The sequence below is a fragment of the Halosolutus sp. YCN4 genome, assembly GCF_059736495.1.
This window is the reverse complement of sequence record NZ_JCASSM010000001.1, coordinates 1,040,579-1,056,368: the sequence shown is the minus strand read 5'-3', so window position 1 is coordinate 1,056,368 and position 15,790 is coordinate 1,040,579. Positions and strand designations below refer to the sequence as shown.

Sequence of the window (15,790 nt, the reverse complement as noted above, 5' to 3'; positions counted from 1 at the left end):
GGGAACTCAGGGGTTCAGCAGTCGCTGAAACCGATGCTGGTGGGCCAGAAACGAGAACAGGACGAAGACGAACACGCCCAGGTGGAGCGCGTCGATCCAGACGACGAAGGAGGTGACGCCGAGCGAGAGCGCCGGCGACGTCGCCGTCCACTCGACGAACCACGCCGAGACCAGCAGCGTCGCCGCGCCAGCTGCCAGTAACAGCGCGGGTCCGATCGGTTCGTTGGCGATCCGTGTGGTCCGACACCGGAAGACGCGGCGCTCGACGCTGAACTGGGCGACCAGGATCCAGACGAGGACGACCGTGGCGACGACGAGGCCGGGGACCCCGTCGATCAGTTCCGCCACCCAGAGCCAGACGACCCAGCCAGTCGTCAGCAACAGCGCCGCTCCCAGCCGTCGTGGCTGGATCAGATCGCCGTTGTCGCTGACCGTCATCCCGAAGACGCCGGCCCTGAGCAACGAGCCACAGAAGAGAATGCCGAGGCCCGCGAGCGCTGTCGAGGTCGTCCGGGGGCCGACGACCAGGCCGAACCAGAGCCCGACGGCGAGGGTCTCGACCGCCGTCGCCGAGAGCGCCGCGGTCACGCCGACGACCCGCCGTCGAGTCGTGCGGCCAAGCACCTCCGGCTGACGAATGACGCTCATACCTGCACACTCCGGAGCTACCGGTTTCGTTATGCGACGCTTTCCCATACGGCGGGCCGGAAGACGTCGGAAACGGCTCTCTGCCGGGAGTTTTCCCGGGCGAAATCGCGGATTTACTCGAAAGGGGGAGGGGGGAGATCCGCCGGTAGCGGCTCCGAGGCGACCGTTCGCGATCACCGCCCGTCCGACGTCGACAAAACCCCCTGGAATTCGATCGGTCCCGTTTCAGCGATCGGTGTCCGGAGCGAGCCCCCAGTTCCGTGAACGGATCCGCCGAACCGGCAGACGGCGGCGGCACAACCGGCGATTTACGGAACTGGTAGCCGACGTGTAACGTTCGGCCTGCTGGGTCGATCGATCGAAACGGTGGACAGAACTATGTACGGCGGTGTGGTCGGGGCGAATTATGCCCGAGACGAAAGGACAGGACAGGACGTTGTACGAACTCGTGGTAAAGGAAGCGGTCGAGAAAGGGATGGACACGCCGCTCCGGGACTCGATTCTCGAGGGCGTCGAAGAATCCGGCGGTGGCGGGCCGTCGGGCGGGCCAGGACTGCCGCTCGCGGGGGCACTGTTCGGCCTGGGGGCGGCCGTGGGCTTCCTCGCGGGACGACAGTCGACAGAACTCGAGGAGACGTCGCTGGATGACGTTCAGGAACCGGAGATCATCGAGGACGTCGTCGAAGACGTCGCGGGCGAGTCCGAAGGGGAGGAGGCCGCCGAGGCCGAAACCGGGAGCGAGGAGTCGCCCTCGCGGCTTCCCCGGATCATCATCACGCTCGGCGTGATCGCCGGTGCCGTCCTCCTCCGGCGTCGCCTCGGGGGCGGCGAGGAAGAGGAGTGGGAGCCGATCGAGGAGTTCGAACCGGCGACCAGCGCCGGGATGGATGAGGAGGAAGAAACGGCCGAGGCGGGCGAAGAGGCGGAGACCGCCGAAGAAGAGGACGAAGAAGAGGAGTAAGTCGGCCGTAGACGACTCGCGCGCACGCCTCGCCGACTCTCGATTTTCTGACGCGACCGTCGTTCCGGACCGATCGGGCCGTGGCCGACACCACGACTACTAAGAGGGCCACGCCGCCACTGTGTGTCAATGGAGACGACTCATCGCGTGTACGTCGGTGACGCCCGGGACCTGTCGGCAGTCGACGACGACGCCGTCGAACTCGTCGTCACGTCGCCGCCGTACCCGATGATCGAGATGTGGGACGACCTCTTTACCGACCTCGATCCCGCCATCGGCGACGCACTCGAGTCGGGGGAGGGCCGGGAGGCGTTCGAGGCGATGCACGCCCAGCTCGATCGGGTCTGGGACGAACTCGAGCGGGTGCTCGTCGACGGCGGAATCGCCTGTATCAACGTCGGGGACGCCACCCGGTCCGTCGACGGGAGTTTCCGGGTGTATCCGAACCACGCCCGGATCCTCGAGGCGTTCGAGTCGCGGGGGTTCGACCCCCTGCCGGACGTCCTCTGGCGCAAGCCGGCAAACAGCGCCGCGAAGTTCATGGGAAGCGGCACGCTCCCGCCCAACGCCTACGTCACGCTGGAACACGAGTACGTGCTCGTCTTCCGGAACGGCGGCGACAACCGCGAGTTCGAACCGCGGGCCGATCGCCGGTACGAGGCGGCCTTCTTCTGGGAGGAGCGCAACCGCTGGTTCTCGGACGTCTGGACGGACGTGCGCGGCGAACTGCAGGACCTCTCGGGCGACGCGGTCGACGACGACCTCCGGGATCGATCGGCGGCCTACCCGCTCGAGATTCCCTACCGCCTGTGCTGTATGTACTCGGCCTACGGCGATACCGTCCTTGACCCGTTCTGGGGGACCGGCACGACGTCGCTGGCCGCGATGTGCGCCGGGCGACACTCGATCGGCTACGAACTCGAACCGGCGTTCCGCGAGGTGTTCGACGACCGAGTCGCGGCGGTGCCGGACCTCTCGCGATCGATCGGCCGGGCGCGACTCGATCGCCACCGGGAGTTCGTCGCTGAACGCCGCGCGGAAGGCAAGGACCCCGCCTACGAGGCCGACCACTACGACACCGTCGTCGTCACGAAGATGGAGCGGGGGATTCGCTTCCGCGAGGTGTCGTCGGTCGAGTCGATCGAGGGGGGCTACCGGGCCGGCCACGAACCGCTGTCGATCGGGTGAGCCTCCCCGGCCGACGGACGGGGCCGCCGGAACCCACAGGATTATGCTCCACGGCTCACAGGATCGTGTGCATGAACGTCGATCTCGATCGCTTCGACTCGCGCCGATCGACCGTCTACGCGAATCGCGGGATGGTCGCGACGAGCCAGCCCCTCGCCGCGGAGGCGGGCGTGTCGATCCTCCGGAACGGTGGGAACGCCTTCGACGCCGCGGTGGCGACGGCGGCGGCGCTCAACGTCGTCGAACCGACCTCGACCGGTCTGGGCGGGGACGTCTTCGCGCTCTACCGGACCGCCGACGGCGAGGTGGGGGCGATGCGATCGTGTGGGCCTGCGCCGGCCGAGGCGACGATCGAGAACGTGCGGGGCGCGCTCGACGCGGCGGATGCAGACACACTCGATCGATACTATCCGGCGTCGCGGGGGTACGCCGTCGACGGCGACGCGAGCGGCGACGACCTCGAGATGCCGTTTCTCGGCCCCCACGCGGTGACGGTTCCCGGGACCGCCCGCGGCTGGGAGGCGACGGTCCGTGAACTCGGTCGGAAGACGCTCGGCGAGGTGCTCCAGCCCGCGATCGAGTACGCGATCGAGGGGTATCCCGTCTCGCCGGTGATCGCGCACTACTGGCAGGGAGCCGAGGATCTCTTCCGGGACGGACACGCCCGCGAGGCGTACCTCTTCGACGACGAGAGCCCCGATCCGGGTCAGACGGTGACCCTGCCTCGACTCGGCGAGTCCATGCAACGGATCGCCGAGGAGGGCGCGGACGCGTTCTACGAGGGACCGATCGCGGACGCGATCGTCGAGGAGATCCAGTCCGCGGGCGGGTTCATGACCCACGACGATCTCGCCGACTTCCAACCGGAGTTCGTCGATCCCGTCAGCACCACCTACAACGGGGCCGAGGTGTTCGAACTGCCGCCGAACAACCAGGGACTGATCGCGCTCGAGGCGCTGAACATCGCCGAGAAGATCGGCGCGGGCGAGTACGAGTACGACTCGCCCGATCGGGTCCACGCCTTCGCGGAGGCGACGAAACTCGCGTTCGTCGACGGCCACCACTACGTTACGGACCCCGAGTTCGAGGACGTTCCTCCGCTCGCCGACGAGTCGTATGCGCGCGAGCGGGCACGAGCGATCGGCGAGACGCCGATCCAGGATCCCGCGGTCGGCGTGCCGAACGCGCACGCGGAGGACACGGACACCGTCTTGCTCACCGTCGGCGACGAGGCGGGGAACCTCGTCTCCTACATCAACTCCCGCTTCGCCGGCTTCGGGAGCGGCCTCGTCGCCGGCGAGACGGGGATCGCGCTCCAGAACCGCGGGGCCTCGTTCTCGCTCGACCCGTCCCACCCAAACAGCCTCGAGCCGGGGAAACGACCGTTCCACACGCTGGTGCCCGCGATCGCGAAACTGGACGCGGACGACTGGATGGCCTTCGGCGTCATGGGCGGATACATGCAACCGCAGGGCCACGTCCAGGTGCTCTCGAACATCGTCGACTACGGGATGGATCCGCAGGCGGCGCTCGACGCACCTCGCTGGCGGTACCGCGAGGACGGGACGCTCGCCGTCGAGGAGCGGCTCCCGAACGCGGCGAAACTGGCCCGCAAGGGCCACGACGTCTCCGTCCTCCCCCCGGTCATGTTCGGCGGCGCCCAGCTGGTCCGTCGGCAGGGGGAGACCCTCGCCGGTGCGACCGAACCCCGGAAGGACGGCATCCCGATCGGCTACTGATCGGATCGACGACCAGTCAGGAATGATGACAATCGACGCGAGGTTTTTACGTGCACCCCTCTCAGCGAGGATATGAACAGCGGTCTCGCGAGTCCGGAGCCGATCCCGGTGTGCGTGCTCGTCGTCGGTTCGGGGGACTGGACCCGCCCCGTCTCGTCGGCGTTCGAGGACGACGAGATCACGATCAGCGGTCCCATCGCGGACGTCGACGACGCCGACCTCGCCGCGGCGGATTGCGTCCTCACGGACGATCGAGCCGTCCTCTCGGCCGTGGACTCGAAACCGGTGCTCTTCGTCGTCGACCCCGGCGCCGACCGCGACGACGATCTCTTCGACGACGCCACCGACGTCGTCGCGACGCCGACACTCGAGGACCCGTCGCTGCTCGCAAACCGACTCCGGCAGACGATCGAGTTTCACTCGACACGAGCGGCCGTCGAGCGTCGCGAGGAGTGGTTTCGCGCGCTCATCGAACGATCGTCGGACCTGCTCGCCGTTCTCTCGGAGTCGGGGCGGGTGACGTACGTCAGCCCGTCGGTAGAGCGGGTCGTCGGCGCCGAACCGACCGATCTGCTCGGGAATCACGTGATCGACGCCGTCCATCCCGACGACCGGATCGACGTCGTCCAGACGTTCGAGGCCGTCTGCGAGGACGACCTCGGCGCGACGCGGACCGTCGAGTTCCGGTACCGGGACGACGACGACACGTGGGGCGTCTACGAGGCCGTGCTGACGAACAGGCTCGACGATCCGGTCGTCGGCGGCGTGATCGCTTCGATTCGCGACGTGACGCAGTTCCACCGGGTCCGGCAGGAACTCGGCGAGTCGTTCGAGCGGGTGACGGACGCGTTCTTCGCGCTCGACACCGAGTTCCGCTTTACGTACGTCAACGATCGGGCGGGGGAACTGCTCGAGTTCGAGCCCGAGGACCTGCTCGGTCGGGAGTTCCTCGACGTGTTTCCCGGCATGCGAGGGACGGCGTTCGAGGAGCGGTCGCTCGAGGCGATGACCGAACAGGAGCCCCGCACGCTCGAACGGTACTACGACCCCTACGACATGTGGGTCGAGGCGCGGATCTACCCCTCCCGATCGGGCATCTCGGTCTACTTCCGTGACATCACGGACCGGGTCGAACGCGAGCGTGAACTCACGGAGCGGACCGAACGGCTCCAGACCCTCGTCGAGAACGCCCCGATCATTCTCTACGTCCTCGACGAGGACGGCACGTTCACGCTCTCGGAGGGGCGGGGGCTCGATAACGTCGGCATCGAACCGTCCGAGGTGGTCGGCGACACGATCTTCGAGGTGTTCGAGGACTATCCGGACATCAGGGACGACGCGAGACGCGCCCTCGGGGGCGAGTCGGTCCACTGCCAGCGACGGGTCCGCGATCGCGTCTTCGAAAGCTGGTACCGGCCGATCACCGCGGACGGGACGGTCGATCGGGTCATCGGCGTCGCGGTCGACGTCACCGAGCGGGTCCAGTACCACGAGACGCTGAACGCCCTCCACGAGGCGACGAGTCACCTGCTCACCGTCGAATCCAAACAGGCCGCGTGCGAGTACATCGTCGACGTCGCGACCGAGGTCCTCGACATCGACAGCGTCGTCTACCGGTTCGACGAGCAGCACAACGAACTCGTTCCGGCGGCGTACTCGTCCGCGTTCGAGACGACGATCGGGTCACCGCGTCGCCTCGGCCCCGACGAGGGACTGGCGTGGCAGACGTTCGTCGAGGGACACCCGCGCGTCGTCGACGACGTCGACGGCGCCGACCGGTGGTTCGACGCGGCGTCCGTTCGGAGCGCGCTCTACGTCCCGCTGGGCGAACACGGCGTGCTCGTGGCACTCTCGCCCGATTCGAACGCCTACGACGAGGAGACCGTCGAACTCGCGGACCTGTTCGCGACGACGGCCGAGGCCGCCCTCGATCGGATCGGCCGGACCAGACGGCTCCACGACCACGAGCGCGAACTCAAGCAGCAGAACATCCACCTCGAGCGACTGAACCACGCCAACCAGGTCCGCCAGGATATCGAACAGCTCCTCCTGATGGCCGATTCCCGGAGCGAGATCGAGGCGGGTATCTGCGACCGACTGGCCGATCTCGATTCCTGTTCGATGGTCTGGATCGGCGAACCCGATCCGAGCGGGAACCGGATCCGTTCGCGGGCCGTCGCGGGACTCGATCGGGGCTATCTCGACTCGGTTACGGTGACGACCGTCGACGACTCGGCCGCCGAACCCGCCGGTCGGACCGCACGGACCCGAACGCCGACCTACGTCGAAAACGTCGCCGACGCGGTCCGTGACGGTGCCTGGCGCGCCGACGCCCTCTCCCGGAACTTCCAGTCGGTGTACGCCGTTCCGCTCGTCTACGACGACTTCCTCTACGGCGTGCTCACGATATACGGCGAGGACCGGGACGTCTTCGACGAGACGTTCCGGTCGACGCTTTCGGAACTCGGGGAAACTATCGCGTACGCGATCGACGCGGTCAAGCGCAAGAACGCGTTGCTGGACGACGAGCGGACGGAGGTCGAACTGGAACTCGAGGACGAGTCGATACTGTGTCGGCTCGCGGCCCGACTCGACACGCACCTGACCTTCGAGGGGGCCACGTCGCGAGCGGACGGGTCGGCGATCGTGTTCGTCGCGGCCGACCGATCGATCGACGACACCGATCTCGACGACGCGATCGCGGGGGTCGACGGCGTCGAGTACGCCTCGATCATCGCCGAGACGGCGGACCAGACGCTGGTGCAACTCCAGTTCACCGAATCGTTCCTCGGGTCGATCGTCGACGCACACGGTGCCACGTTACGATCGTTCACGACCGACGGGACGACCGCTCGCGCGATCGTCGACGTGCCGGACGCGATCGAGATCCGCGAGGTGCTGTCGGACATCGAACGCCACGGCCTTCCGGTGTCGATGGTCGCCCGTCGCGAACAGCCGACAGTCGAGGAGACGACGCTCGACGCACGGAGTCGGAACGCCCTGCTCGAGACGCTCACCGATCGCCAGCGTGAAGTCGTCCAGACCGCCTACCACGGCGGGTTCTTCGAGTGGCCCCGGGAGACGACCGGCGAGGAGATCGCCGAGTCGCTCGACATTTCGCCGCCGGCGTTTCACAAACACGTCCGGACCGTCGAGGAAAAACTCCTCGCGGCGCTGTTCGATAGCACGAGCGGTGTCCCAGAGGGTTAAAGACTTAACCTCTGCTCGAAACTCGGCTTACACAGTTAACGATCAACCTCTTTGCACCGAGTCCCAAACAGTTCGATTGTCTTCCAGCGTATGGGGGTACCTATCCAATGACCGAAATGACTTCACGATCGCCGTCGGTATCGACGGAAGAACAGTACGCTGTCCAGTACGATCGCCTCGACGACGAACCGCTCAGTGTCGCCGTCGCGGACGCCGTCGCGGCGTTCTGCAACGTCGACGTCACCGAACTCGACCCGCTTCACTACGCGATCAACGCCGACGCTCTCGAACGACTCTTCGAGCCGCGGGCGAACGGACTTCGATCTGGGGGGTCCGTAACCTTCGAATACAACGATTGTCTGGTCACTGTCGATTCTGACGGCGAAATTAGAGTTGCGCACGCGTAAGACGCGGATTTTGCTGTCATTTCTCGCTGTGTGGTCCGGTTACCAGGTGATGTATAAACACATTATATTGTAATTATCCACCACCCACAATCGATTTATAGGGCGATCGTGTACGAGTGTCAACCATGACAGACCGACGCACGCAGACGATGAAAGACGTCAGCCACACGCCGCCGACCGGGGTCTCCGTTACCAACGTGTGGCACCGGGGCGACGAATCTCACTCCGAGTGACCGCCCGGGGCCGATTCACGGACAATCGATCGAGGTACCGATCGCCCTTCGAGTTCGTCTTCTCCCTGTTCCGATCCGTTCGATATCGCGTCCAATCGTCGCTGCCGAACGGTCCAGAACGGCCATCCTTCCGGGACGCTTGAGACTGGCCCGGTGACCACTCTCGGCCGGCTCGATCGGGGCACTGACTTATAGACTCATCACTCACTTCGTTCGTGACGTCGCATAGAAAGCCAGTGCCCGGGGAGGGCTCCGAACCCTCGATCTCCGCATGTCCCAGGTCCGAGGCTCGGCAGTCCTCTACGGGACACGGAGGCTTCCAAGGCGTACCGCACCGAATCTCTGAACCCTATGAGTGCGGCGCTATGTCCAGCTAAGCCACCCGGGCTCGTTCTTCCGTAGTGCGGTGCTGTTCTTTAACCTTCTCATTCGTGACCGTCGTGGGAGGCGGAGTCACAGTTACCCACGGATTTATGACAGGGCCATACGAACTGCGGTGCATGAGCGTTCCCGGCATCGTCCAGTCTACCCTCGATGGCGAGGAGATTTCGGCGCGAGTTTCTCTCGGCGGGGAAGACGAACTCTTCATCACCCCCACGAACACTATCATTTATCGCGCCGATGGACTCCTGAGCGACGAATCGGTCGACAAATTCCCCCACGACGCCGATCGCCTCACCCTCTCTGAGGGGCGGCGCAAGACCAAGTTCACCCTCGAGTACGCCCTCGAGGGGTCCATGAACTTCACGGTCCCGTCGAGCAAGACCGACGCCGTGCTCCACCCCGTCCTCGCGGGCGTGTTGAACGGCAACGGTATCACGGACGCCGGCGAGACGGTCGCCAAGACCTACCGATTCAGCGAACTCACGCTGATCGTCACCAGCGATCGACTCGTCAAGCACATCGGGGAGGCCGTCTGGGACGAGGACTACGAGGAGTACCACTACGACGACGTGACGAACCTCGCGTTCGAGGACGGGAGCGTCGCCACGCAGATCGTCCTCACCGTCGACGGCCGGCCCCAGCGGATCAAGGCCCCGAACGAGGACGCCAACGACCTGCGTGAACGGCTCAAACGCGCTCTGTTCGAGTACCACGACGTCGAGTCGCTGGCGGAATTCAACGAGGTCCTGGGCGAGGACGAGGAGCCGATGACCGATCGATCCACCGGAACCGTCGACTTCGGCGACGGCGTCGATCCGCTCGACGCGGATCCGCCGGAACCGGACGACTACGCTGGCGACGGCGAGCAGACGGTCACGACCGGAGTCGACCAGCCGGATTCGCGGTCCCAACCTCCGTCTCAGTCCCAGCCGACCGACCCGCTCGCGAGCGACAGTGCGATGCCGGACGCCGTCGACGCCATCCGGGATCGCGATCGGCCCGATGGAGCGGCTGATCGATCGGCCGGGCAGGATACCCCCGCGACGACCGGCGAATCGACCGAGATCGATACGGACGACCTGCTGGCGGCGGCCGAGAGTTCGTCGGACGTCGCGACGGAACCGACGGCCGAACCCAGCAGCGGTCCCGATCCCGAACTGCTCGACCGCCTCGAAGACCTCGAAGCGGCCGTCGAACGCCAGAGCGATCGCATCGAGAAACAGCAACAGACGATCGAACAGTTGATCGCGGAACTGCGCCAGGGTCGGTAGGTGCGATCGTCGCCGGGCCGAGGATTCACTCGCGACCGGTCACCTTTCGAATGCACGAGGAGCCGAAGGGGCCGAGTTCCCCGGCCTCGAGGTCGATGAAGTACCCCGTCGACAGCCCCGAGCCACAGCGCTTGCAGGAGAAGTCCCCCTCTTTGGTGATCACGTCCTGCCCGAAGCGGACGTACTGGCGGCTCTTCGGGCGGACGACGCCGTCCTCGCGATCGATGATGCCCCGCAACTCGGCGCGATCGAGGATTGTCCGGGTCACCGTCGGATCGGTCGTCACCGTCTCGATGCGATCGACGACCGCGGGAAGCGGGAGCGACTCGTGTTCCAGCCGTTCCAGCAGTGCGAGGCCGAGTGCGACGCGATCGTCGGTCACGTCGTCGGTGGCGGTTCCACCGGTCCCTCGATCGCCGTCGGCGGCGTCCTCGGGGTCGTCAGCCATCGTTGTCTCCTGTTTCCGCCGATCGAATAAACGTTGCGTCGCGCACCCCGAGACGAGGCACAAAGGCTTCGGTACTCGAGACGAAACTGCGACCGATGTCGTCGCCGACCGGTCGGGCGATCGCTGGTCTCCTCCTCGTCAGCGGCCTGGTCGCCGTGGGAATGCTGGTCTCTCCGTCGCGGACGATCGAGACCGTCGCGAGCCTCGCGTCGGACCCCTATCAGTTCGCACTCGTCGTCGCGGGGCTCTATCTCGTGCGCCCGCTGTTCGCCTGGCCGACGACGCCGCTCGCGGTCGTCGTCGGCTACGGCTACGGCGTGAGCCTCGGCGTGCCGATCGCCCTGGCCGGCGTCGTCACCACCGTGATTCCCGTCTTCGTCGCCGTTCGTCGGTTCACCGGGACCGGAGCGGCTGCCCGTCGGGACGCCGGCACCGCTGGCAGGGTCGATCCGACGGCCGGGTCCGGACCGGCACCCCCGACAGTGGCTCTCGGCGGCGTGGCTGGGCGACTTTTCGACCGGGCCGGCACGGCGATCGATCGGTACTACGGCGTTGCCGGGCCGCTCCGCGGCGTCGTCGCGTCACGGCTGGCTCCGATCCCGTCGGACGTGGCGACGGCGACGGCGGCGGTCAGCGACGTTCGACTCCGGCACCTGGTGGTCGGAACGGCGATCGGCGAACTGCCGTGGACGATCGCCGCGGTCGTCGTCGGTGCGTCGGCCGCGACGGTGACGACCGCCGGTCTCGGTGACGTCGGGGTTCCGCTCACGGTCGGCTGTGCCATCGCCGCAGGCGTCTTGCTCACGGGACCGATCTATCGCGTGGCCCGAACACGGCGGGGATCGACCGAGTCGGGACACGGAGCTGACGGCTGATACGGATTGCTGTACCGATGTACCGGTGCAATCGCAGAGGGTCGCGGTTGCGCCGGAAACGACGGACAGGAGTCCGTATGAGCGGACACCACCCGCCGACGAGAACCGTCGGTTGCGTGGCCGTGGAGAAGGTTCGGTCGAGAGGAGAGACCGCCGTCTCGTATCAGATGCGTCGAACTCACGCGCCGAGTCGTTCGATCGTCGGCGTCAGGACTGCCAGAACGGGTCCGAGCAGTCGTAGACGACCCCGTGTTGTGGACAGACGTACTTGCAGTGGCGCCTGAACAGGGGCTGGTCACACCGGGGACAGGGTCGCCCGCCACGTCCATCGTCTTCCTCGTCCGTCATCGCAGCTAGCTACTGGCCTCGGGGTAGTAAGGACTCGGAACTGCGATCGTCGAAAATCGGTTCGGCGCGATCGCGGTTTTGCACCGACGTTCGTCGGAGACGGGCGCCGTCAGCGCCCGTCAGAAACGGTACAACGGGGGCTCATACGGTTTACTGTAAGTCAGTTCCGGCGCAACCGCGATCCGGGCGGCGGTTGCGCCGGTACATCGGTACAGCGATCCGTATCAGCACTCGCTCCAGCCACAGGACTCGCAGGTCTTGCAGCCTTCGGAGTAGTACAGCGACAGCGAGCCACAGTCGGGACACTCCGGCGATTCACCGGCGTCGATGAGGTCCTGCGTGGCGTCGTCGGAGTCGCTCGCGGCCGCCGCGCCGCCGTCGGTCTTGGGGCCGTCGGGGTCGACCGCCCCGGCGTCGGCCGATTCCTCTAAGGTCTGCTGGGTCGGGTACGGCTTGTCGATCTCGTCCTCCAGGTACCGGCGCATCGCGGTGCCGATCGCGTCGGGAATCGACTGGATCTGTTCGCCCTTGTCCCAGGCGACTTTCGGCGAGCGGGTGCCACAGAGTTCGTCGACGATCTCCTCGGGGTCGACGCCCGAGCGCAGCGAGGTCGAGATGACCTTCGCCAGCGCCTCGGTGAAGGAGTTCGTGAAGCCACCCGAGTGGCCGATGTTCGCGAACAGTTCGAACGGCTGACCCGTCTCGGGGTCCTCGTTGATTGTCACGTAGACCTTCCCGTAGCCGGTGTCGATGCGCTGGCTGACGCCCTGGAGCGCGTCGGGCCGCTCGCGCTTCTCGGTGAAGTCGACGTGGACCGGTTCGTCGTCGTCGGCGTCGCCGACCAGCGAGTCGAGTTCTGCCTCGAGGACGTCCTGAACCTCCTCGCTCTCGAGGAACGCCTCGAGGCCGCCGAAGATCTCGTCGATCTGTTCGACCAGCGCCTCGGCGGCCTCGGTCTCGTCGGCGAAGTCGGTGTTTTTCGCACGCGTCGTCAACACCTGCTTGCTGCGGGTGCCGTCGCGGTAATACGTAACTCCCTTGCCGCCGTGCTCGTAGATGTACTCGAAGACGTCCTTGGCGTCCTCGACCGTCGAGTCGTTGGGCGCGTTGACGGTCTTCGAAATTGCGGAGTCGACCCCTTCCTGACAGGCGACCTGCACGCCGGCGTGCTCTTTCGCCGAGAGGTCGCCGGTCGTGACGAACAGTTCGCCGATGGCGTCCGGCACCGACGAGAGCCCCTCGACGCCGTTGAACTGGTTGGTCGCCATCTGCTCTTGAGCCTCCTCTTTCACCGCTTCGACGTCGATGTCGTTGTCCTCCAGCACCCGGAGGAAGTAGTCGTCGAACTCGACGAGCATCTCGTCGCCCTGGACGTCGTCGGAGACGTTCTTGTAGTAGGCGACGTTGTAGATCGGTTCGCAGCCGCCCGTGGTGTTGCCGACCATCGAGGTCGTGCCGGTCGGGGCGATGGTCGTCGTGTTGTGGTTCCGGATCGGGAACCCGTCCTCCCAGTCGTCGGCGTCGAGGCCGGTCTGGTGCTCGAACCACTCGCGGTACTCGGTCGGGTTCGCGTACTTGGACTTGTCCCACTCGTCGAAACTCCCGCGCTCCGTGGCGAGTTCGTGGGAGGTCCACTTCGACTCGTGATTGATGTGGGTCATCAGCTGACGCGCGACCTCGTTGGAGACCTCGCTGCCGTACTCCATACCCAGCTGGATGTACAGCTGCGCCAGGCCCATGATGCCCAGCCCGATCTTGCGCATCTCCCGGACCTTCTGTTCGATCTTCTCGACCGGGAAGTCGCTCATCGTGACGACGTTCTCGAGGAACCGCGTGCCCATCTCGATGCGCCGGTCGAACTCCTCGAAGTCGACGGCCTCTGCGAGGAAGGCGTCGACGGCGTCCTCGAGCGAGTCGTACTCGTCGCCGTGCTCGTCGTACCAGACGCGCCAGTCGGGTGCCTCGAGGTCCGCGAGCGTCGAGAGGTTGATGTGGCCGAGGTTACAGGCCTCGTACTCCTCGAGCGGCTGTTCGCCACAGGGATTCGTCGCGAGGATGCGGTGGTCGGGGTGTTTCTCGACGTCGAAGGAGTGTTCCTTGTTCACTCGCTCGAGGTAGATGACGCCAGGTTCGCCGTTTTCGTGGGCGCCCTCGACGATGTCGTTCCAGAGCTCTTCGGCCGGGATCGACAGCTCCTCGCCGACCTCGACGTGCTCGCCGAGGCCGAACATCTCGTAGAGCTCTTTCGTCTCTTCGGTCGCGATGTGTGGCTCGCCCGTCCGGGGGTTGGTGAACGTGAACTCCTCGCCGTTCTGGACGGCCTCCATGAAATCGTCCGTGATCCCGACCGAGATGTTGAAGTTCGAGAGGTGCCCTTCGACGGCGTTTCGGAGATGCTCGGGGACCCGGCCCTCGTCGTCGATGAGTTCGCGAGCCTCCTCCAGGGCGGCCTGGAAGGAGTTGTGCGTGAAGTCGTCGGGGTCGTTTAGGCGCAGCGTTTCGGCCAGCGAGACGTCCTTGTTCTTGGCGTGGATGAACTGGATGACGTCCGGGTGGGAGACGCGCATAACGCCCATCTGCGCGCCGCGGCGAGCGCCGCCCTGGGCGATCGTCTCGCACATCTGGTCGTACGTGCGCATGAACGTGATCGGGCCGGATGCGATGCCGCCGGTCGAGCCGACCGCGTCGCCGTAGGGACGGAGCCGCCAGAAGGCATAGCCCATGCCGCCACCGCTCTGGAAGACCTGTGCGGCTTCCTTGGCGGTCTGATGGATATCGTCGATGTCGTCCTCCGGAGAGTCGACGAAACACGCCGAGAGCTGCTGGAGCTCGTCGCCGGCGTTCATCAGGGTCGGCGAGTTCGGCATGAAGTCGAGGTTCTCCATCATTCCCTGGAACTCGTCGGCGACGTCCTCGACGTGTTCGCGGATGTCGTCGGGGAGTTCGGGGACGACGGTCTCGTAGGCGAACTTGTTGACGTTATAAATAGACAGCGCCGTCTCAGCGTCGTCATCTGGAGTGGTTCCGGCACCGAATACCTCCTCGGCGAGTTCGTCACGCCGCGGGTGGTCGGGCTTGAGCTGGTCCGGCGTGACCGTGATCTCGACGTCTCGCCGTTCGGCCTCGAAGACGGCCTCCGCGAGCGCGATGTTCTTGCTGACCCGGTCGAAGAGGTCCTCCTGTTCCTCGACGAGGTCGCCGTCCGCGTCCTTGCGCAGGTAGCGCGCCGGGAGGATGTTGTGATAGGCGTTGTCCGTCAGCCGCTCCTCGAGCGTGTCGCCGTCGGTGCGCTTGATGGGAAGGGTGAGTTCTTCCGCGGAGAGTTCCGACTCGCTCATGCGCGAGTCACCTGGTCGCTATCCCGCTGCCGCGTACCGATTCTGGCGTGGGGCCGGGTCCTGTCTTGCATCATTCGTGACGAAGGTCTGGTATTCATGCATGCACCTTAAAATGTGTGATCCCATCCTACTTTGCTTGTAATAGTCCAATTCTGGTTGTATAGATGTCTCTGTTTTCTGTCGTGGTCGATGCGGAGGACGACCGGCGAAACGGGCGTCTCCTGTGCTATCAGACACTACGTGGCCGACGGCCTTAACGATTTTCAGAGCGACCTGAAAGTGGCCTCGATCGAGAGTATTCGCCGTTCCTTCGCGTGGTTTTCTCTTTCAGGCCGGTCCCGTTCGGTCCTCTCGTGGGGGTTCGATCGAACGGCACGTCGGCGCCAGTCACTCGTCACGCCGTCGCCAGACGACTCGACCCGACTGGTCGGCGATCGACACACTCGTCGTCGACAGTGTGTCACAGTATCCAGAAAGATTACGTCCTTTCGGTGCGGGGATGGGGATATGTTCGAACCCCTGACATCGGGCTCGGCGATACTCCTCGCGCTGGCAGCCCTCGCTGCCATCGCCGTCGCCATCGTCGCGATTCGAATCGCGATCAAACTGGCCGTCCGCGTCGGCATCGTCGCCGCGATCGTCCTCGCGGCGCTCTACGCGACCGGGTCGCTCGAGGTCCTCCCTGGCGTCTAACGGCCGCTCCGAGCTGTGCTGAAGGTACTGGTTACGAACCGCTGTCC

General features: G+C 65.7%; 13 protein-coding genes and 1 tRNA gene. 9 read left to right on the top strand and 5 right to left on the bottom strand.

Annotation, left to right across the window (positions count from 1 at the left end):
* Positions 1-6: 6 nt before the first annotated feature.
* On the bottom strand, positions 7-648 hold the full coding sequence (locus AC6I6X_RS05195; RefSeq protein WP_497929432.1) for a hypothetical protein: 642 nt from the start codon (positions 646-648) through the stop codon (positions 7-9).
* Positions 649-1,054: 406 nt separating this feature from the next.
* Here AC6I6X_RS05195 and AC6I6X_RS05190 point away from each other — a divergent pair, with 406 nt between their 5' ends.
* The 6 genes from AC6I6X_RS05190 to AC6I6X_RS05165 all read left to right on the top strand — a co-directional run bounded on the left by AC6I6X_RS05190 (position 1,055) and on the right by AC6I6X_RS05165 (position 8,386).
* A complete protein-coding gene (locus tag AC6I6X_RS05190) occupies positions 1,055-1,609 on the top strand; it encodes a hypothetical protein (RefSeq protein ID WP_497929431.1) in 555 nt (184 codons plus the stop codon).
* A gap of 129 nt (positions 1,610-1,738) precedes the next feature.
* Positions 1,739-2,797 (top strand): DNA-methyltransferase, encoded by a 1,059-nt coding sequence (locus AC6I6X_RS05185; RefSeq protein ID WP_497929430.1) that lies wholly within the window; start codon positions 1,739-1,741, stop codon positions 2,795-2,797.
* Between the two features lie 71 nt (positions 2,798-2,868).
* Complete coding sequence (locus AC6I6X_RS05180) at positions 2,869-4,536, top strand: gamma-glutamyltransferase family protein (protein WP_497929429.1); 1,668 nt, start codon at positions 2,869-2,871, stop codon at positions 4,534-4,536.
* Positions 4,537-4,608: 72 nt separating this feature from the next.
* Positions 4,609-7,746 carry a PAS domain S-box protein gene (locus AC6I6X_RS05175; protein WP_497929428.1) on the top strand — a complete coding sequence of 1,046 codons (3,138 nt, stop codon included), beginning with the start codon at positions 4,609-4,611 and terminating at the stop codon, positions 7,744-7,746.
* Positions 7,747-7,853: 107 nt separating this feature from the next.
* Positions 7,854-8,153 carry a DdfA family disk-determining factor gene (gene ddfA, locus AC6I6X_RS05170; RefSeq protein ID WP_497929427.1) on the top strand — a complete coding sequence of 100 codons (300 nt, stop codon included), beginning with the start codon at positions 7,854-7,856 and terminating at the stop codon, positions 8,151-8,153.
* Positions 8,154-8,278: 125 nt separating this feature from the next.
* A complete protein-coding gene (locus AC6I6X_RS05165) occupies positions 8,279-8,386 on the top strand; it encodes a DUF7989 family protein (RefSeq protein WP_497929426.1) in 108 nt (35 codons plus the stop codon).
* Between the two features lie 237 nt (positions 8,387-8,623).
* Here AC6I6X_RS05165 and AC6I6X_RS05160 read toward each other — a convergent pair.
* Positions 8,624-8,774, bottom strand: a tRNA-Met gene (locus AC6I6X_RS05160).
* A gap of 112 nt (positions 8,775-8,886) precedes the next feature.
* On the opposite strand from AC6I6X_RS05160, the gene AC6I6X_RS05155 reads away from it, so the two are divergent.
* On the top strand, positions 8,887-10,041 hold the full coding sequence (locus AC6I6X_RS05155) for a DUF7115 domain-containing protein (RefSeq protein WP_497929425.1): 1,155 nt from the start codon (positions 8,887-8,889) through the stop codon (positions 10,039-10,041).
* Between the two features lie 25 nt (positions 10,042-10,066).
* On the opposite strand, the gene AC6I6X_RS05150 is transcribed toward AC6I6X_RS05155, so the two are convergent.
* Entirely contained in the window at positions 10,067-10,489 is a 423-nt protein-coding gene (locus AC6I6X_RS05150; RefSeq protein WP_497929424.1) for a DUF5830 family protein, read from the bottom strand.
* Between the two features lie 95 nt (positions 10,490-10,584).
* Here AC6I6X_RS05150 and AC6I6X_RS05145 point away from each other — a divergent pair, with 95 nt between their 5' ends.
* Positions 10,585-11,364, top strand: a complete 780-nt coding sequence (locus AC6I6X_RS05145) for a TVP38/TMEM64 family protein (RefSeq protein ID WP_497929423.1) — start codon at positions 10,585-10,587, stop codon at positions 11,362-11,364.
* A 207-nt stretch (positions 11,365-11,571) separates the two neighbouring features.
* On the opposite strand, the gene AC6I6X_RS05140 is transcribed toward AC6I6X_RS05145, so the two are convergent.
* Entirely contained in the window at positions 11,572-11,712 is a 141-nt protein-coding gene (locus tag AC6I6X_RS05140; protein WP_497929422.1) for an HVO_2523 family zinc finger protein, read from the bottom strand.
* A gap of 224 nt (positions 11,713-11,936) precedes the next feature.
* Entirely contained in the window at positions 11,937-15,050 is a 3,114-nt protein-coding gene (locus AC6I6X_RS05135; RefSeq protein WP_497929421.1) for an adenosylcobalamin-dependent ribonucleoside-diphosphate reductase, read from the bottom strand.
* A gap of 507 nt (positions 15,051-15,557) precedes the next feature.
* Here AC6I6X_RS05135 and AC6I6X_RS05130 point away from each other — a divergent pair.
* Positions 15,558-15,743, top strand: coding sequence for a DUF8029 family protein (locus AC6I6X_RS05130; protein WP_497929420.1), 186 nt, complete (start codon positions 15,558-15,560; stop codon positions 15,741-15,743).
* Positions 15,744-15,790 lie beyond the last annotated feature (47 nt).